The organism is Variovorax sp. GW821-FHT09A10 (assembly GCF_059418385.1).
Window position 1 is genome coordinate 59,120 of record NZ_JBWKPT010000004.1, and the last position, 17,071, is coordinate 76,190.

Genomic DNA, 17,071 nt, shown 5'->3' on the forward strand with positions numbered 1-17,071 from the left:
ACAGCCGTTCAATACGCCCCCATGAACGCTCGCACACCGCCGGCCCGAAAACGCAGCGCCTCGCCTGCATCACGCGCCCCGACCGTCGCGCCCGAGCCCGCGCGGCCCGACCGCCGCCAGGCGATCCTGCTGGCGGCCGAGAAGCTCTTCGCGCAGCACGGCTACCACGCGGTGACGATCCGCCAGATCGCCGAAGAAGCCGGCGTGCCGCTCGCGCTCGTGGGCTACTACTTCGGCCCGAAGCACGAGCTGTTCCACGCGATCTTCGAACACTGGAGCCACACCATCGAGGAGCGGCTCGCGCGCCTGGCGGCCGTGACCATCGACCCCGACGACGCGCGCACGCTGCCGCGCATTATCGAAGCCTTCACCGCGCCCGTGCTGGCGCTGCGCGCGAGCACCGAGGGCGAGTACTACGCACTGCTGGTGGCGCGCGAGCTGTACCACGCGACCGAGGAAGCCGACCGCGTGCTGCGCGGCTACTTCGATCCGCTGGCCGAGGCCTACATCGACGCGTTGCATGTCGCGCTGCCGCACGCCACGCGTGGCCAGGTCGCGTGGGGCTACCAGTTTTCGCTGGGCGCGCTGCTGCACCACCTGAACGACAGCCGCATCGAACGGCTCTCGCGCGGCGAGAACACGCGCGCCGACCCGGCCGTGGCGCCGATGCTCGTGAACTTCATCGTCGGCGGGCTGCGCGCCGCGCTGCCGAAACCGAAAGCGGCCGCCAAGGCCGCCGCCGCCAAGCCCTCACGCACGAAAAAGACCATCCCCAGGAGACCCCAGCCATGATGAAAAGACGCACCCTGCTGTCGGCGCTCGCGGCCGCATCGGCCACCGCCTCGTTGCCTTCGCATGCCCAGCAGGCCCACCCGAAGATCGTGTTCGGCTACACGGCGGTGACCGACTTCGCCTCGGTCTTCGTGGCGGCCGAAGAGGGCTACTTCAAGAAGCGCAGCCTCGACGTGGAGCTGAAGTTCATTCCGCTGAACTCCACCATCCCGGCCGCGCTGCAGTCCGACTCGCTGCAGATCGGCGGGCCCACGCCCTCGGTGTTCCTGCAGGCGGTGGACGGCGGGCTCGACCTGGTGCTGGTGGCCGGCGGCGGCCTCACCTCGAAGACGATCACGGGCTTCGGCCTCGTGGCGCGCGCGGGTTCGGGCATCAAGAGCGCGCAGGACTGCGTGGGCAAGAAGATCGGCGTGCCGGGGCTCGGTGCCTTCCTGCACGTGACCTTCCGCGCGTGGCTGAAGGACAGCGGCGTCGACTACCGCAAGGTCAACTTCATCGAGGCCGCGTTCCCCCAGCACGCCGACCTGCTGCGCGGCGGCTCGGTCGACGCGGTGGTGTCGGCCGACCCGTTCATGAGCCGCATCACCGAGAGCGGCGCGGGCTACGTGGCCTCGTACTACTCGACCTTCCTGCCCGAGAACAACCAGACCATCGTGCACGCGGCCAAGCGCGAGTGGGTGGCGAAGAACCCCGCCACCGCGCGCGCCTTCCGCGAGGCGCTGGTCGAGGCCGGCGCCTTCATCCAGCAGCCGAAGAACGACGCGAAGGTGCGCACGGCCATCGGCAAGTACATCAAGCTGCCGCCCGAGGTGCTGGCCAAGGTGCAGGTCTCGCCGCCCGGCCCGGTCGTCACCGACAAGCAGCTGGGCTACTGGACCGGGCTCATGAAGGAGCAGGACATGCTCAAGACGAACATCGACGTTGCGAAGCTGATCGCCAAGTGAGCGCGGCCGCCGATTCCTTTTTGCGCTTCGACGGCGTCACCATCCGCCTCGGCGGGCGCGAGATCCTGTCGCCCACGTCCTTCGACGTGGCGCGCGGCGAGTTCGTCTGCATCGTCGGCCCGAGCGGCTGCGGCAAGACCACGCTGCTGCGTGCGGCCAGCGGCCTCGTCACGGCCAGTGCCGGCGAGGTGCGGCGCAAGGGCGTGCCGATGACGGCGCCCTCGCGCGAAGTGGCCTTCGTGTTCCAGGACTACGGCCGCGCGCTGCTGCCGTGGCGAACGGTCGAAGGCAACGTGAGCCTGGCGCTCGAAGCGGCCGGCGTGCCCACGGCCGAGCGCGCGCCGCGCATCGCCGACGTGCTCGGCAAGGTCGGGCTCGCGAAGCACGCGCACAAGTTTCCGGTGCAGCTGTCGGGCGGCATGCAGCAGCGCGCGCAGATTGCCCGCTGCCTCGCGCAGAAACCCGAGCTGATGATGATGGACGAGCCCTTCGGCGCGCTCGACGCGCTCACGCGCCAGGGCCTGCAGGACGAGCTCGCGCGGCTGGTGCGCGACGACGGGCTCACGGTGCTCTTCGTCACGCACGACCTCGAAGAAGCCATCTACCTCGGCGACCGCGTGATCGCGCTGCAGGCCAATCCCGGGCCGGGACGGCCGAGCCTCGCGCGGATGATCGACGTGAAAATTCCGCGCCCGCGCGACCAGCTGACGACCAAGGAGCACCCGGACTACCTGCAGTTGCGGCGTGAGCTGTTCGCTTTCATCGAGCAGGGCCATGACTGAAGGCCGTCTCTTTCGCTGGCTGCGGCCGTGGGTGTTTCCCGCACTGCTGGTCGGCGCCTTCGAGTGGTACGCGCGGCGCGCAGCGGCCTTGGGCAGCGATGCGCTCGCACCGCCGAGCGCGGCGGCCAAGGCCTTCGTCGGCGCGGCGATGGACGGCTCGCTCTGGCAGGCCACGGGCTTCACGCTCGGCACGGCGGCACTCGGCCTGCTGCTGGGTGCGGTGCTCGGCATTGCATTCGGGCTGGTGCTCGGGCTCTCACGCCGCGCGGCGCAGTTGGGCGCCGTGTCCATCGAGGTGCTGCGCCCCGTGCCGTCGGTCGCGCTGATCCCGCTCGCGATGCTGGGCTTCGGTTTCGGCGTGCGCATGGAGGTGGCCATCGTCGCCTTCGCCACCTTCTGGCCGCTGCTGGTGCTGGTGCAGTCGGCGGTGCAGCAGATCGAGCCCCGGCTGCTCGAGGTGAGCCGCGTGCTCGGGCTGTCGGCGCGCGAACGCGCCTTCAAGATCGTGCTGCCGGCCATCGTCCCTCGCCTGTTCGTCGCGCTGCGCCTCGGTGTGGCGGTGGCGCTGGTGGTGGCGGTGACGGTCGAGATCGCCGCCAATCCGCACGGCATGGGCTACGCGATGATGATCGCGCAGCAGAGCTTCGACCCCGCGCTGATGCTCGCCTGGCTGGGCTGGATCGGCGTGGTGGGCTTCGCGGTCAACGCGGGCATGGTGCGCCTGCAGGCCTGGGTCGCGCGACGCATGGGGGTGCAGCCATGAACAACAACCGCAACGACCGACTGGGTCTGGGGTGGCTGGGCTCGGTGGGCGTGCTGCTCGCGCTGGTCGCGCTGTGGTGGGTGGCGAGCAACGCGGGCTGGGTCAGCCGCGTGTTCCTGCCGACGCCGCAGGCCACCTTCTCGAGCCTGCTCGAAGGGCTCAATCTCTCTTCGGGCAATTCAGGCAACGGCGAACTGCTGGCCTTCACGCAGGCCACGGTCGGCCGCATGGTCGAAGGCTGGCTGCTCGCCTCGCTCTTCGGCGTGCTGCTGGGTGCGGCCATCGGCGTGTCGCCCGCGGTGCGCGCGTGGGTGCAGCCGACGCTGGAGTTCATCCGCCCGCTGCCTGCCTCGGCGCTGCTGCCGCTGGCCATTTCGATCTTCGGACTGAACCCCGGCATGGTGCTGTTCGTGGTCGCCTTCGGCGCGATGTGGCCGGTGCTGCTGGCCACGGTGCACGGCTTCGCGGCGGTGGAGCCGCGCCTGTCGGAGGTGGCGCGCTGCCTGCAGATGTCGCGCACCGCGTACATCTGGAAGATGGGCCTGCCCAACGCCATGCCCGACATCCTGGCCGGCATGCGGCTGGCGCTGACCATCGCGCTGATCGTCGCGGTGGTGGGCGAAATGATCGCCTCTCAAAGCGGGCTGGGCCAGGCCATCCTGCTGGCGGCGCGTGCCTTCCGGGCCAGCGATCTGTTCGCCGGCATCGTGCTGCTCGGGCTCATCGGCTTCGTGAGCAACGCGCTGCTGGCCTTTGCAGAAAAGCGCCTGCTGCGCTGGCAGCAGCCCTGACCGATTTCCTCCAATCCAACACCCCACAAGGAGCCTCGCCATGCCACGCAAGTTCGTCGACCTGTCGATCTTTCTCGAAAACGACGTGCTGTCCGATCCGCCGGCCTTCGCGCCGAAGATCCAGTACTTCACGCACGAGCACACCTTCGAGCAGATCGAGCCCTTCTTTCCCGGCCTGAAGAAGGAAGACCTGCCCGACGGCGAAGGCTGGGCCGTGGAGCTGGTGCAGCTGTCCACCCACAACGGCACGCACCTCGATGCGCCCTATCACTTCCACTCGACCATGGACAAGGCGCTGGGCGAAAAGAAGCCCGCCATCGCCATCCACGACGTGCCGCTCGAATGGTGCTTCCAGCCTGGCGTGAAGCTCGACTTTCGCCATTTCGCCGACGGCTACGTGGTCACGGCGGCCGATGTCGAGGCCGAGCTGAAGCGCATCAACCACACGCTGAGCCCGCTGGAGATCGTGGTGGTCAACACGCGCGCCGGCTCGCGCTACGGCAACCCCGACTACGTGTCGGCCGGCGCGGGCATGGGCTACGAAGCCACCATGTACTTGCTGGAGCGCGGCGTGCGCCTCACGGGCACCGACGCGTGGAGCTGGGACGCGCCCTTCGTGCACACCGCCAAGAAGTACGGCGAGACGCACGACGCCTCGCTGATCTGGGAAGGCCACAAGGCCGGTCGCGACATCGGCTACTGCCACATCGAGAAGCTGCACAACCTCGAAGTGCTGCCGCCCACGGGCTTTTTCATCAGCTGCTTCCCGCACAAGATCCGCGGCGCCTCGGCGGGCTGGACGCGCGCGGTGGCGATCTTCGATGACGCGCTGATGGCGTCGGTGTGAACATGATCGAACTCAACCACACGCACGACGTCGGCGCCCGCAGCTGGGTCGAATCCGCCAACGTCGCGGGCAGCGACTTTCCGATCCAGAACCTGCCGTATGCGATGTTCCGCCGCACCGGCAGCCCCGAGCCGTTTCGCGGTGGCGTGGCCATCGGCGACCAGGTGCTCGACCTCGCGGCGCTGGCCGCGGGCTCGCACGTCGACGGCCTGGCGCTCGATGCGGCGCGCGCCGCCGCCCTGCCCGCGCTCAACGATTTCTTCGCGCTCGGCCCGCCCGCCTGGCAGGCGCTGCGCCATGCGGTCTTCGCGCTGCTGCACAGCGACGCGCCGGCCGCGACAGTGAACGACCTGCGCGGCTGCCTCGTGCCGCAGGCCGAGGTCGAATACACCGTGCCCGCGCGCATCGGCGACTACACCGACTTCTACACCTCGATCGATCACGCGCTGAACATCAGCCGCCTGATGAACCCCGACGGCGACGTCACGCCCAACTTCCGCTGGGTGCCGACCGCGTACCACGGGCGCGTGTCGACCATCGGCGTGAGCGGCCAGCGCTTTCACCGGCCGATGGGCCAGGCCATGGCGCCCGGCGCGAAGGCGCCGACCTACCAGGCCTGCGCGCGGCTCGACTACGAGCTGGAGCTGGGCGTGTGGATCGGCCAGGGCAATGCGCAGGTCGAGGCGATTCCGCTCGCGCGCGCGGAAGAACACATCTTCGGTATCTGCCTGCTCAACGACTGGTCGGCGCGCGACATCCAGTTCTGGGAGATGGCGCCGCTCGGGCCCTTCCTGGCAAAGAACTTCGCCACCACGATCTCGCCGTGGATCGTGACGATGGAAGCGCTGGCGCCCTACCGCCAGGCGTGGACGCGGCCCGCGAACGAGCCGCAACCGCTGGCCTACCTGGAGAGCAGCGCGAACCGCGAAGGCGGCGCGCTCGACATCCGGCTCGAGGTGTGGCTCGAAAGCGAGAAAGCGCGCGCGCAGAAGACCGGACCATCGCGCCTGTCGGCCACGAGCTTCAAGCACCAGTACTGGAGCGTGGCGCAGATGGTGGCGCACCACACGGTGGGCGGCTGCAGCCTGAACCCGGGCGACCTGTTCGGCAGCGGCACCATCTCGGGCCCCGGCGAGGGCGAGGCCGGCGCGATCATCGAGCTGACCCGCGCGGCCCAAACCCCGGTGACGCTGACCAACGGCGAGACGCGCGGTTTCCTGGAAGACGGGGATGCGGTGTTGCTGCGCGGCTGGTGCGAGAAGCCCGGCCATGCGCGCATCGGTTTCGGCGAGAGCCGGGGGACCGTGCTGCCGGCGCGAGGTTGAAAGCGACGCGCCAATGAAAAAGGCCACCTGGTGAGGTGGCCTTTTCATGCGATTTGGAGCGGGAAAAGAGTCTCGAACTCTCGACCTCAACCTTGGCAAGGTTGCGCTCTACCAACTGAGCTATTCCCGCGTGAGCCTCAGATTATAGGGTGGTTTGAGGCGGTTTGCCATCTTCCCCCCAAAAAAATTTGAAATCAGGCGCCGAACACCAGCGCGCGGTGCATCGACACCCCGGCGAACAGCCCGTCGGCCGAGGCCAGCGTGGCGTTGGAAAAAGCCATCGCCACATCGCCCGCCGCGTACACGCCGGGCACCGTGGTCGTCTTCATCGCATCGACGCGCAGCACCGGGCCCGAGGGGCCGTCGTCGAACGCGCAGCCCAGCTGCTCGGCCAGCGGACTGGCCGGCCGCGTGTGCGGCGCCACGAACAACGCCTCGATCGGCACGCGTCGCCCGTCGTCCAGGCGCACGGCCGCCAGGTCCGTCCCCCGCCCTTCGAGGCCGGCGATGCGCCCGGGCTCCACGGCCACGCCGCGTGATTGCAGCCGGGCGCGTGCCTCGGCGTCCGGCCCTGCCTCGCCATTCAGGAAGAGCGTGGTCGGGCCCCACTCGGCGATCAGCAGCGCGTGGTCCGGCGGATGCGCGCTGTGAAAGAGCACGCCCAGCGGACGGTCGCCGAACTCGTAGCCGTGGCAATAAGGACAGTGCAGCACGCTTTGGCCCCAGCGTTCGCCGAGGCCCGCGATGTCCGGCAGGCCGTCCTGCACGCCGAAGGCCAGCAGCAGCTTGCGCGTCGACAACTGTTCCCTGTTGTTCAATGAAACCGTGAAGCCCTCCGCGCCATCGGCCGTCGCCGCAGTCACCGTGCCTTCGACGAAGGTGACGGACGGATAGGCGAGCAGCTTGTCGCGCGCATCGGCAATCATCTGCAGCGGCGGCATGCCGTCCTGCCCGAAGAAGCCGTGCGAGGCTGCGGCGAAGCGGTTGCGCGGCGCGCCCGCGTCGACGACGCAGACCTTCCTGCGTGCGCGCGCCAGTTGCATGGCGGCGGAGAGGCCGGCAAAGCTGCCGCCCACGATGAGTGCGTCAAAACGCATGTGCGATGTCCTTCGCGGTGAAGCCGCCGCCCGTCATGCGGCGATGAAAGTCCCTGGAGAGATCGGCCAGCGTGATCCCGTTGAGCCGCCGCAGCAGCAGTGCCTCGGCCTCCTGGCAGGCGCCGTCGAGCGCCGCATTCACCGCCTGCTCGACGATGCAGCCCGGGCTCTCGGTGCGGTTGCCCATGGCCAGCAACGCAGGCGCGCCGACGGCGTTGTGGATGTCGCCCAGCGTCACCGAACCCAGCGAACACGACAGCACCCACCCGCCGCCATGCCCCTTGGCCGAGCTGACGAAGCCGGCCTGCCGCAGCCCCGCCATGAGCCGGCGCACGACCACGGGGTTGGTCTGCATCGCCGCGGCGAGCGCTTCGGAGGTGATGGGGGCGTTCAGCTCGGCCATGTGCAGCAGCACGTGGAGCACGCCGGAAAGCTTGCCGTCTCGTTTCATGCAACATTATGAGTTGCATGTTTTCGATGCCATGGCGCATCGCACCGAGAAACCCCGGATCGGGCGGGGATTTGCAAACGCCGCCCTAACGCACGAGCCCCCCATTCCGCCGACGGCCGATTCCCACAGCGTCGAGCGAACGCGCCGCACATGGCGACAACCTGCCGGCCCGTCATGGTTGCCCCCGAATCGATCGAACCCCGGTCGGTTCTGCAAACCGTGACTCAGCAACGAAAGGAACTGTCACTCATGACTACACATGCAACCAACCGCATCTTCATCGGCGCCATGCTGGCGGGCCTGCTGGCCCTCGGCGGGACGGCCCAGGCGCAAGGCGTCGGGGTCGGCGTGGGGGTCAACGCCGATGTGAAGGCCTCGGGCAGCACCGGCGCGACGCCACAAGGCGGCGCAGCAGGCGCTCGCGCGCAGACCGGTGCGTCGGCCGATGCCAACGCGGACACCTCCACCTCCGGCGCGACCGGCGGCGTGGGCAATGCCGTCGGTGGCGTGCTCGGCACGGCCACGGGTGCGGTCGGCGGTGCCACTGGCGCCGTGGGCGGCGCGACGCAGGCCGTCGGCGGTGTGACCAACACCGTGGGCAGCACCGTGAACAGCGCGACCGGTGCCGCTGGCGCCGTGGGCGGCGCCGTGAAACCGGCCACGGCCGGCGCCAAGGCGAGCGGCAAGGCCCAGGGCTCGGGCGCGGTCGACCTGCACAAGAAGTAAGTCGCACCCCGCATCGTTGCAGCGGCCGGACGCGGCGGCTGCAACGCATCGCTCCACAAGAAATCAAGCCCGCAGCGCTAACGCGTTGCGGGCTTGTGTCGTTCAGAGGTCGGGTGCAGGCAGCTTGAAGAGGCTGGTGACTTCGGTGTCGAGCACCACCAGCGCGCGCTGGTTGAACAGCCGCCAGCGCCAGCGCAGGATGCCGAGCGTGGGGCGCTTCTCGGAGCGGCGCACCTCGATCACGTCGGCCACGAGCCGCAGCGCATCGCCGGGCCGCACGGGGTTCGGCCAGCGCACGTGCTCGAGCCCGGGCGACGCGAACGATTCGGAACCGGCCAGCGCCGCCTCGACCACCAGCCGCATCGCGATCGAGCAGGTATGCCAGCCGCTCGCGATGAGCCCGCCGAAGGGGCTGTCGGCGGCCGCCTCGGCGTCGGTGTGAAACCACTGCGGGTCGTAGGCCCGCGCGAACTGCACGAGTTCGGCTTCGGTGAGCACATACGGCCCGGCCTCGATGACCTGGCCTGCGTGGAAGTCGGCGAACTGCATCCGCCGCAGCTTAGTACGTTTCGAGGTGGAGCCGACCTTCGCGCTTGAGTTGCGCACCGACGGTGTCCCAGTCGAGCCCCGCTTCCTTCGCCACGTCGCGCAGTGCGAGCACCACGCCCTCTTCCATGCTCTTGAGGCCGCACACGTAGAAGTGGCTGGCGCCGTCCTTGAGCAGCGCGGCCAGGTCGGCGGCGCGTTCGCGCATCAGGTCCTGCACGTAGCGCTTGGGTTGGCCCGGCGTGCGCGAGAACGCGAAGTTGATGTCGATGAAGTCCTTGGGCAGCGATTGCAGCGGGCCGAAGTACGGCAGCTCCTGCTGCGTGCGCGCGCCGAAGAACAACATGAGCTTGCCGCCTTCGAACTTGCCGCTCTTGCGCAGGCGCCGGCGCCATTCGGTCATGGCGCGCATGGGGGCGCTGCCGGTGCCGGTGCAGATCATCACGATGTGCGACTTGGGGTGGTTCGGCATCAGGAACGAGGCGCCGAAGGGCCCCACCACCTGCACGGTGTCGCCCACCTTGAGGTCGCACACGTAGTTGGAGCACACGCCGCGCACCGGGTCGCCCTCGTGGTCCTCGGTGACGCGCTTCACGGTGAGCGAGACGTTGTTGTAGCCGGGCCGCTCGCCGTTGCGCGGGCTGGCCACCGAGTACTGGCGCGCATGGTGGCGCTTGCCGATGGCGTCGACGCCCGGCGGCACGATGCCGATCGACTGGCCTTCGAGCACGGGGAACGGCACCACGCCGAAGTCGAGCACGATGTGGTGGGTCTCGCTGTCGAAGCCGGCCTCGGTGCAGTTGAAGTTGCCCACCACGGTGGCGGTGGTCGGCGTCTTCGGCGGAAAGAGGTTGGTGTAGGCGTGCGCGGCCGACCAGGGCGGCACGCTGGCGCCGTACTGCGCGGAGTTGAAGGCGGGCTCGGTGCCCTGCACGGCGGCCTGGGCCTGCGTCTGGGCGGGCACTTCCGCGGCCGAAGCGGCGGCGCCGGACACGCCCGCGGCTTCGAGTTCTTCGGGCGACAGCTCGGCGGGAAGTTCTTCCCACGTGAGCTGTTCTTCGATGGTGTACGCACGCACCAGCGGCATGGTGCGCCAGTTGTCGATCGAGCCCGTGGGGCACGGCGAGATGCAGGCCATGCAGCCATTGCAGACGTCCGCGCGAACGACGTAGTTGTTGTCGTCGTGCGTGATCGCGTTCACGGGGCAGGTCGCCTCGCAGGTGTTGCAGCGGATGCAGATCTCGGGGTCGATCAGGTGCTGCTTGATGACCCCGGCTTCAACGACCATGTCCATGTTGTTCTCCATGCCCTCGCCGTGGGGACGAGGGCTTCATATCCAGGTGCTCAGCCGAAACGCACGTACTCGAAATCGACGGGCTGGCGGTTGATGCCCATCACCGGCGGCGAGATCCAGCCTGCGAACTTGCCCGGCTCGATCACGCGGCCCATCAACGATGCCACGAAAGCGAAGTCTTCGGAACTCGGCAGCCATTCGTCGCGCTTGGCGGCCCATTCGATGTCGTTCACCACGCGGCCCTCGGGCGACATCTTGATGCCGGCGAGTGCGCCGATCTGTCGGTTGAAGGCCTTGTGCGGCACGACCAGGCGGGTGGGAATGCCGGCCTTCTCGAGCACCTTGTTCCAGCGGCCGACGCCGGCCACGGAGTCCTTGATGAAGTCGTCGCGCAGCACTTCGTTCAGGGCGTTGAGCATCGGCACGTCCTTCTCGACGAGCTGGCCGTCCTTGACCTCGAGCACCTTGTAGGTCTGGCCCTTGAGCACGTGGTCGTCGTCGCGCTTGCCTTCTTCGTAGCGGCCCTTCAGCCCCGAGCTGTAGAAGATGGCGGCGTTGCTCGACTGGTCGGCGCCGAACAGGTCGATGGTCACCGAGTAGTGGAAGTTCAGGTAGCGCTGGATGGTGCCCAGGTCGATGCAGCCGGCGGCGCGGATCTTCTGCGCGTCGTCGGTCTTCAACTCGTTCATCACCTGCGCGGTGCGCGCGATGACGCGCGACACGCCGCTCTCGCCCACGAACATGTGGTGCGCCTCTTCGGTCAGCATGAACTTCGTGGTGCGCGCCAGCGGGTCGAACGCGCTCTCGGCCAATGCGGCCAGCTGGAACTTGCCGTCGCGGTCGGTGAAGTAGGTGAACATGAAGAACGCGAGCCAGTCGGGCGTCTTCTCGTTGAAGGCGCCAAGGATGCGCGGGTTGTTCGCATCGCCCGAGGTGCGCTGCAGCAGCGCGTCGGCCTCTTCGCGGCCGTCGCGGCCGAAGTGCTTCTGCAGCAGGTAGACCATGGCCCACAGGTGGCGGCCTTCTTCGACGTTGATCTGGAACAGGTTGCGCAGGTCGTACATCGACGGTGCCGTGAGGCCCAGGTGGCGCTGCTGCTCGACCGACGCGGGCTCGGTGTCGCCCTGCGTGACGATGATGCGGCGCAGGTTGGCGCGGTGTTCGCCGGGCACGTCCTGCCAGACCTTCTCGCCCTTGTGGTCGCCGAAGTGCACTTCGCGGTTGACATCGCCCGGGTTCAGGAAGATGCCCCAACGGTAGTCGCGCATCTTCACGTGGCCGAACTGCGCCCAGCCTTGCGGGTCGACGCTCACGGCGGTGCGCAGGTACACCTCGTGGTTGGTCGAGCCTTCGGGGCCCACGTCGTCCCACCAGTTGATGAAGTTGGGCTGCCAGCCTTCGAGCGCGCGCTGCAGCGTGCGGTCTTCGCCGAGGTTGACGTTGTTGGGGATCTTCTCGCTGTAGTTGATCGTGCTCATCGTTGTTCCTTGGGTTGTGCGGACTGCTCTGTGCTCAAACGCGGTTCAGGTCGAAGCCGGCTTTTTGACCGGTGCCGTAGACCTTCAGCGCGCCCTTCTCGCCGACGGCGTTGGGGCGGTTGAAGATCCAGTTCTGCCAGGCCGTGAGGCGGCCGAAGATGCGGGTGGCCATGTTCTCCTTGCTGGCGAAGCGCAGGTTGGCTTCGAGGCCGGTGAGTGCGTCGGGCGACATGGCGGCGCGCTCTTCGATGGCGATGCGGATCTCGTCGTCCCAGTCGATGTCGTCGGGCGCAGCGGTCACGAGGCCGAGCTTCACGGCTTCGTCGGCGTCGAGCGCCTGGCCGGCGGCGGCGCGCGCGGCTTCGAGCGGCGCGGCCTCTTCATAGAAGCGGCGCTGCAGGCGGCTCTGGTCGTTCACCATCGGGAAGAAGCCGAAGTTGAATTCGTTGAGCGTGAGCTTGGGTGCGCGCGCGGCGTCGTCGGGCAGCGCGAGCATGTAGGTGCGGTCGGCCGCGAAGGCCAGCTCGGCCAGCGTGCCGGCGAAGCACGAGCCGGCCTCGACCAGCGCGAACAGGCTGCGCGACGACACGTCGAGGCGCGCCAGCGTGCGGCGCAAGCCGCCGATGGTTTCGCGCACCAGCCAGTGGTCCTTGTTCGCGAACATCACGGCATCGGATGCGAGCACGGCGGCGGCGTCGCCTTCGGTCTTGAGCAGCCAGGTGCCGACGTCGAGTTCGTTGGTGCGCAGGTTGAGGATGGCGTCGTCGAGTTCGCGGCACACGGCCAGCGGCCACCAGGCGGCGCCTGCGGCTTCGATGGCGGCGATGTCGGCCGGTTGCGCGCCGGCGGGCGCCTTCACGGTGATCGTCGCAGTGCGCTTGCTGCGGTCGATCTGCACATTGACGTTGGCGTACGCGATGCCGTCGGCGCTGTCGGTGCGCTCGACGCGGGTCAGGGCCACGCCCTTGGCGCCGGCGGGGCGGTCGCTGCCGGCGGCGAGTTGGGTGGCGCGTTCCTGCACGGCGGCGGGGAACTGTGCGGGCTTGGCCACCGCATCGACCAGGCGCCAGTCGACCGCGCGCTGGCCACGCACGCCTTCGACGCTGGTGCAGAAGATGTCGGCGAGGTCATGGCGCACGTGGCGCTTGTCGGTCACGCGGGTCAGGCCGCCGGTGCCGGGCAGCACGCCGAGCAGGGGCACTTCGGGCAGCGAGACGGAAGAAGAGCGGTCGTCGACCAGCAGTATCTCGTCACAGGCCAGTGCCAGCTCGTAGCCGCCGCCGGCGCAGGCGCCGTTCACGGCCGCGAGGAACTTCAGGCCCGAGTGCTTGGAGGTGTCTTCCATGCCGTTGCGCGTCTCGTTGGTGAACTTGCAGAAGTTCACCTTCCAGGCGTGGCTGGAAACGCCGAGCATGAAGATGTTGGCGCCGGAGCAGAAGATGCGGTCCTTGCCGCTGGTGACGATCACGCTGCGCACTTCGGGGTGCTCGAAGCGGATGCGGTTGAGCGCGTCGTTCAGCTCGATGTCCACGCCCAGGTCGTAGCTGTTGAGCTTGAGCTTGTAGCCGGGGCGGATGCCGCCGTCTTCCGCGATGTCGAGCGTGAGGCGCGCAATGGCGCCGTCGAAGCTCAGCGACCAGTGACGGTACTGGGCGGGTTCGATGCGGTAGTCGACGCGCTGGGGCGCCTGGAGCGTGGTGTCGGTCATGCGGAAGTCTCCTGTGGGGCTGTGTTCAGAAAACCGTGAACAGGAATAATAATGCAATTCCTTGTTCCGATGACATGCATCATGCTGCATGCAAACAGGCAAGTCAATGCCTGTTGTGCTTTTTTTCAGATTTCAGGATCGGGCAGGGCTTGTGCGCGGCGCGCGACGGATCAGGGGGCGTGCGGTCGGGTCACGGCCGATCAACAACTGCTCTGAAACGCTCACGCCGATGGGGTGCCTTGCGCAGCGAAATCAAGGAGGAGGGGCGAGGCCCCGGGGGACATTCGCGGAGCAAGGTACCCCGTCGGCGGGAGCGTCGCCCTGAACAGCGAACGCTCGACACAACCCAGTCAGAAACTCAGGCCAGCCCCATCGACTGCCGGGCAACGCTGCGCAGCGCCTGGAAGCTCTGCGGCAACGTCTTCCCACTGGTATCGACCGACAGATCGGCCTTCGAATAGAAGGCAGCGCGGCCATTCAGGATGCGCCGCAGGTCTTCCATGGCTTCCTTGCTGGCCGCCATCGGGCGGGTGTCGCCCTGCGCGGCCACGCGGCCCATGTGCTCCTCGGGCGCGGCCTGCAGCCACACGGTGGTGCAGTGGGCGAGCAGCTCGTTGAAGGTGGCCGGGTCGGACACGATGCCGCCGGGCGTGGCGATGACCACCTCGCTGTAGATCTGCACCGCCTCTTCCAGCGCGCGGCGCTCGTAGCGGCGGTAGGCGTTGGTGCCGTACAGGTCGTGGATTTCGCGCACGCTGCAGCCCGCCAGCTTCTCGATCTCGCGGCTCAGTTCGATGAACGGAATTTCGAGGTCTTCGGCCAGCATCTGGCCCAGCGTCGATTTGCCCGCGCCGCGCAGCCCCACGAGCGCGATGCGCCGGTGCCGCGCCGGGTCGACCGAGGCCGTGCCCAGCATCTCGCCCAGCGCCACGCGCACGCGGCGCAGGTCGGCCTCGCTGCGGTGCTCGAGCAATTCGCGGATCAGCAGCCACTCGGGCGAGCTGGTCGTCACGTCGCCCACCAGCTCGGCCAGCGAGCAGTGCAGCGCCCCGGCCACCTGCTGCAGCACCAGGATCGATGCGTTGCCGATGCCGTATTCCAGGTTCGCCAGGTGGCGTTCCGACACGTCGGCCGACAGGGCCACCGCCTTGCGCGTGAGGCCGCGCTGCGCGCGCAGGTTGCGCACGCGGTCGCCCAGTGCCACCAGCAGCGGGTTCTTGGCCTCCCCGGCCACGGCGGCGCCGTGGTTGCCGGTGCCGCCCTCGGGCGCGGTGGCCAGCACCGCGTCTACATGCTCGTTCATGCCATTCCTCGTTCTTCGCCGGGATTGTGCGCGCTCAGGGTAAACACCATAGATGCACTATATTGCTTGACACCTGTTGTCTCGCTGCTTATTGTTCGATCACACGCAAGATACTGCACACGCAGACTTCCTGCAAGAAGTCGATAGTTCATCCGTTCGAGGCCCACGATGTCCGACACCCCCACGCCCGCCACCGGCAAGGCGGCATTTCACCAGCTGATCGCCGACCTGACCGCCGAGATCGCCGGCCAGCCGCTGGACGCCACGCTCGACCAGTGGCTCAACGCCACCCACGGCGCCGGCAGCGCCCGTTTTGCGCAACTGCGCCAGGCCTGCATCGGCGGCGTCGCCGAGGGCTGGCTGTGCGAGCGCGAAGGCGGCGGCATCAAGTACGGCCGCGTCTTCAAGGCCGAAGACGCATTGCACCGCTTCTCGGTCGACGTGGTCGACATGCAGGACCTCGCCGGCCCGCACCACACGCACCCCAACGGCGAGATCGACCTGATCATGCCGCTGGACGACACCCCCGCCGCCACCTTCGACGGCCGGCCCGCGGGCTGGTGCGTCTACGGGCCCGGCACCGCACACCGCCCGACCGTGGCCCAGGGCCGCGCGCTCGTCCTTTATTTGCTGCCCGAAGGGCAGATCAAGTTCACTTCATGACCGACCTTCTCGCCAACCACGTCGCCGGCCGCTGGCAAAGCGGCACGGGCGCCGGCACGCCCCTGTTCGACCCGGTGCTCGGCACCGAACTGGCACGCGTCGACGCCACCGGCCTCGACCTGCCCGAGGCCTTCGCCTTTGCGCGCGAACAAGGCGGCCGCGCGCTGCGCGCCCTCACCTACCGCCAACGCGCCGGCCTGCTCGCCGCGCTCGTGAAGGTGCTGCAGGCCAACCGCGACGCGTACTACGAGATCGCCACCGCGAACTGCGGCACGGTGAAGAACGACTCGGCCGTCGACATCGACGGCGCGATCTTCACGCTCGGCCAGTACGCCAAGTGGGGCGATGCACTCGGCGACGTGCGCGCGCTGCGCGATGGCGACGCCGTGAAGCTCGGCAAGGAGCCCGTGTTCCAGTCGCAGCACCTGCAGGTGCCGACGCACGGCGTGGCGCTGTTCATCAATGCCTTCAACTTCCCGTCGTGGGGCCTGTGGGAAAAGGCCGCGCCCGCGCTGCTGTCGGGCGTGCCCGTGATCGTCAAGCCCGCCACGGCCACCGCCTGGCTCACGCAGCGCATGGTGAAAGACGTGGTCGATGCGGGCGTGCTGCCGGCCGGCGCGCTGTCGGTCATCTGCGGCAGCTCAGCCGGCCTGATGGACCAGCTGCAGCCCTTCGACGTGGTCTCGTTCACCGGCTCGGCCGAGACGGCCGCCATCATCCGTTCGCACCCGGCCGTGGCCGAGCGTTCGGTGCGCGTGAACATCGAGGCCGACAGCCTCAACAGCGCCCTGCTGCTGCCCGGCGCCGCGCCCGGCAGCGAGGCCTTCAACCTGCTCGTGCGCGAAGCGGTGCGCGAGATGACGGTCAAGTCGGGCCAGAAGTGCACCGCCATCCGCCGCATCCTGGTGCCGGCCGAGGTGTACGACGCCGCCGCCGAAGCCATCGGCGCGAAGCTCGCGGGCGTCACGGTCGGCAACCCGCGCAACGAGAGCGTGCGCATGGGCTCTCTCGTGAGCCGCGCACAGTTGAATGCGGTGCGCGACGGCCTCGACGCCCTGGCCGCGCAGACCACCGTGCTGCACGACAGCCGCAACAAGCCCCTCGTCGACGCCGACCCCGCCGTGGCCGCCTGCATCGGCCCCGTGCTGCTGGGCGCGCGCGATGCCGATGCGGCGCAGCGCGTGCACGACGTGGAAGTGTTCGGCCCGGTCGCCACGCTGCTGCCCTACAACGACCTCGCGCACGGCATCGCGCTCGCGCACCGGGGCCAGGGCTCGCTCGTGACCTCGCTGTACGGCAGCGACGATGCCGCGCTGGCCCAGGCCGCGCTGTCGGTCGCGCCGAGCCACGGCCGCGTGCACGTCATCACGCCCGAGGTGGCGCAGGCCCACACCGGCCACGGCAACGTGATGCCGATGTCGATGCACGGCGGCCCCGGCCGCGCGGGTGGCGGCGCCGAGCTGGGCGGCCTGCGCGCGCTCGATTTCTATCACCGCAGGAGCGCGGTGCAGGCGAGCCCCGGCGTGCTCGCCGCCCTCGGCCTCTAGTCCCCGCACAGGCC

Annotated in this window: 17 protein-coding genes and 1 tRNA gene; 10 read left to right on the forward strand and 8 right to left on the reverse strand. The window is 68.8% G+C overall.

The features are described from left to right. Positions 1-21: 21 nt before the first annotated feature. The 7 genes from AC07Q9_RS16950 to fahA are packed head-to-tail and all read left to right on the forward strand — an operon-like array spanning position 22 to position 6,244. Entirely contained in the window at positions 22-792 is a 771-nt protein-coding gene (locus AC07Q9_RS16950) for a TetR/AcrR family transcriptional regulator (RefSeq protein WP_495310861.1), read from the forward strand. After that, on the forward strand, positions 789-1,736 hold the full coding sequence (locus AC07Q9_RS16955) for an ABC transporter substrate-binding protein (RefSeq protein ID WP_495310862.1): 948 nt from the start codon (positions 789-791) through the stop codon (positions 1,734-1,736). Before AC07Q9_RS16950 ends, AC07Q9_RS16955 begins: the two co-directional genes overlap by 4 nt. Continuing rightward, entirely contained in the window at positions 1,733-2,518 is a 786-nt protein-coding gene (locus AC07Q9_RS16960) for an ABC transporter ATP-binding protein (RefSeq protein WP_495310863.1), read from the forward strand. Before AC07Q9_RS16955 ends, AC07Q9_RS16960 begins: the two co-directional genes overlap by 4 nt. Continuing rightward, positions 2,511-3,281, forward strand: coding sequence for an ABC transporter permease (locus tag AC07Q9_RS16965; protein ID WP_070061386.1), 771 nt, complete (start codon positions 2,511-2,513; stop codon positions 3,279-3,281). The genes AC07Q9_RS16960 and AC07Q9_RS16965 overlap by 8 nt, the downstream gene beginning before the upstream one ends. Beyond that, on the forward strand, positions 3,278-4,072 hold the full coding sequence (locus AC07Q9_RS16970; RefSeq protein ID WP_495310864.1) for an ABC transporter permease: 795 nt from the start codon (positions 3,278-3,280) through the stop codon (positions 4,070-4,072). The genes AC07Q9_RS16965 and AC07Q9_RS16970 overlap by 4 nt, the downstream gene beginning before the upstream one ends. Positions 4,073-4,112: 40 nt before the next feature. Then, positions 4,113-4,919 carry a cyclase family protein gene (locus tag AC07Q9_RS16975; protein ID WP_095743084.1) on the forward strand — a complete coding sequence of 269 codons (807 nt, stop codon included), beginning with the start codon at positions 4,113-4,115 and terminating at the stop codon, positions 4,917-4,919. Positions 4,920-4,921: 2 nt separating this feature from the next. Next, the gene (gene fahA, locus AC07Q9_RS16980; RefSeq protein ID WP_495310866.1) at positions 4,922-6,244 is read left to right on the forward strand and encodes a fumarylacetoacetase; all 1,323 of its coding nucleotides are present in this window, start codon (positions 4,922-4,924) and stop codon (positions 6,242-6,244) included. Positions 6,245-6,298: 54 nt separating this feature from the next. Here the strand turns inward: fahA and AC07Q9_RS16985 are convergent. From AC07Q9_RS16985 to AC07Q9_RS16995, 3 genes are all read right to left on the reverse strand, one after another. After that, positions 6,299-6,374 (reverse strand) — tRNA-Gly (locus AC07Q9_RS16985). Between the two features lie 64 nt (positions 6,375-6,438). Next, the gene (locus AC07Q9_RS16990; RefSeq protein WP_495310867.1) at positions 6,439-7,341 is read right to left on the reverse strand and encodes an NAD(P)/FAD-dependent oxidoreductase; all 903 of its coding nucleotides are present in this window, start codon (positions 7,339-7,341) and stop codon (positions 6,439-6,441) included. Beyond that, positions 7,331-7,792: an Rrf2 family transcriptional regulator gene (locus AC07Q9_RS16995; RefSeq protein ID WP_095948477.1), complete on the reverse strand. Its 462-nt coding sequence runs from the start codon at positions 7,790-7,792 to the stop codon at positions 7,331-7,333. Before AC07Q9_RS16995 ends, AC07Q9_RS16990 begins: the two co-directional genes overlap by 11 nt. Positions 7,793-8,041: 249 nt before the next feature. Between AC07Q9_RS16995 and AC07Q9_RS17000 the strand changes: the two genes are divergently transcribed. Continuing rightward, entirely contained in the window at positions 8,042-8,518 is a 477-nt protein-coding gene (locus AC07Q9_RS17000; RefSeq protein ID WP_062470328.1) for a hypothetical protein, read from the forward strand. A 102-nt stretch (positions 8,519-8,620) separates the two neighbouring features. On the opposite strand, the gene AC07Q9_RS17005 is transcribed toward AC07Q9_RS17000, so the two are convergent. The 5 genes from AC07Q9_RS17005 to AC07Q9_RS17025 form a co-directional block, all read right to left on the reverse strand. Continuing rightward, positions 8,621-9,067 (reverse strand): MaoC family dehydratase, encoded by a 447-nt coding sequence (locus AC07Q9_RS17005; protein WP_495303152.1) that lies wholly within the window; start codon positions 9,065-9,067, stop codon positions 8,621-8,623. A 10-nt stretch (positions 9,068-9,077) separates the two neighbouring features. Beyond that, positions 9,078-10,358: a benzoyl-CoA 2,3-epoxidase subunit BoxA gene (boxA, locus tag AC07Q9_RS17010; protein ID WP_495304412.1), complete on the reverse strand. Its 1,281-nt coding sequence runs from the start codon at positions 10,356-10,358 to the stop codon at positions 9,078-9,080. A 50-nt stretch (positions 10,359-10,408) separates the two neighbouring features. Beyond that, entirely contained in the window at positions 10,409-11,836 is a 1,428-nt protein-coding gene (gene boxB, locus AC07Q9_RS17015; RefSeq protein ID WP_495310868.1) for a benzoyl-CoA 2,3-epoxidase subunit BoxB, read from the reverse strand. A gap of 34 nt (positions 11,837-11,870) precedes the next feature. Next, positions 11,871-13,544: a 2,3-epoxybenzoyl-CoA dihydrolase gene (gene boxC, locus AC07Q9_RS17020; RefSeq protein ID WP_495310869.1), complete on the reverse strand. Its 1,674-nt coding sequence runs from the start codon at positions 13,542-13,544 to the stop codon at positions 11,871-11,873. 358 nt (positions 13,545-13,902) lie between these two features. Beyond that, complete coding sequence (locus AC07Q9_RS17025) at positions 13,903-14,847, reverse strand: helix-turn-helix transcriptional regulator (protein ID WP_492699772.1); 945 nt, start codon at positions 14,845-14,847, stop codon at positions 13,903-13,905. A gap of 168 nt (positions 14,848-15,015) precedes the next feature. On the opposite strand from AC07Q9_RS17025, the gene AC07Q9_RS17030 reads away from it, so the two are divergent. Next, positions 15,016-15,510, forward strand: coding sequence for a 4-hydroxylaminobenzoate lyase (locus AC07Q9_RS17030; protein WP_495310871.1), 495 nt, complete (start codon positions 15,016-15,018; stop codon positions 15,508-15,510). Next, complete coding sequence (locus tag AC07Q9_RS17035) at positions 15,507-17,057, forward strand: 3,4-dehydroadipyl-CoA semialdehyde dehydrogenase (RefSeq protein WP_495310872.1); 1,551 nt, start codon at positions 15,507-15,509, stop codon at positions 17,055-17,057. The genes AC07Q9_RS17030 and AC07Q9_RS17035 overlap by 4 nt, the downstream gene beginning before the upstream one ends. Positions 17,058-17,071: the final 14 nt, after the last annotated feature.

Bases quoted from the DNA above. Each gene is read 5' to 3' on its own strand.
- AC07Q9_RS17035 (WP_495310872.1), top strand. From the start codon at position 15,507: ATGACCGACCTTCTCGCCAACCACGTCGCCGGCCGCTGGCAAAGCGGC.
- AC07Q9_RS17025 (WP_492699772.1), bottom strand. From the start codon at position 14,847: ATGAACGAGCATGTAGACGCGGTGCTGGCCACCGCGCCCGAGGGCGGC.
- boxC (WP_495310869.1), bottom strand. From the start codon at position 13,544: ATGACCGACACCACGCTCCAGGCGCCCCAGCGCGTCGACTACCGCATC.
- fahA (WP_495310866.1), top strand. From the start codon at position 4,922: ATGATCGAACTCAACCACACGCACGACGTCGGCGCCCGCAGCTGGGTC.
- AC07Q9_RS16950 (WP_495310861.1), top strand. From the start codon at position 22: ATGAACGCTCGCACACCGCCGGCCCGAAAACGCAGCGCCTCGCCTGCA.
- AC07Q9_RS17000 (WP_062470328.1), top strand. From the start codon at position 8,042: ATGACTACACATGCAACCAACCGCATCTTCATCGGCGCCATGCTGGCG.
- AC07Q9_RS16995 (WP_095948477.1), bottom strand. From the start codon at position 7,792: ATGAAACGAGACGGCAAGCTTTCCGGCGTGCTCCACGTGCTGCTGCAC.
- AC07Q9_RS16955 (WP_495310862.1), top strand. From the start codon at position 789: ATGATGAAAAGACGCACCCTGCTGTCGGCGCTCGCGGCCGCATCGGCC.
- AC07Q9_RS16965 (WP_070061386.1), top strand. From the start codon at position 2,511: ATGACTGAAGGCCGTCTCTTTCGCTGGCTGCGGCCGTGGGTGTTTCCC.
- AC07Q9_RS17005 (WP_495303152.1), bottom strand. From the start codon at position 9,067: ATGCAGTTCGCCGACTTCCACGCAGGCCAGGTCATCGAGGCCGGGCCG.
- AC07Q9_RS16975 (WP_095743084.1), top strand. From the start codon at position 4,113: ATGCCACGCAAGTTCGTCGACCTGTCGATCTTTCTCGAAAACGACGTG.
- AC07Q9_RS17030 (WP_495310871.1), top strand. From the start codon at position 15,016: ATGTCCGACACCCCCACGCCCGCCACCGGCAAGGCGGCATTTCACCAG.
- boxB (WP_495310868.1), bottom strand. From the start codon at position 11,836: ATGAGCACGATCAACTACAGCGAGAAGATCCCCAACAACGTCAACCTC.
- boxA (WP_495304412.1), bottom strand. From the start codon at position 10,358: ATGGACATGGTCGTTGAAGCCGGGGTCATCAAGCAGCACCTGATCGAC.
- AC07Q9_RS16970 (WP_495310864.1), top strand. From the start codon at position 3,278: ATGAACAACAACCGCAACGACCGACTGGGTCTGGGGTGGCTGGGCTCG.
- AC07Q9_RS16990 (WP_495310867.1), bottom strand. From the start codon at position 7,341: ATGCGTTTTGACGCACTCATCGTGGGCGGCAGCTTTGCCGGCCTCTCC.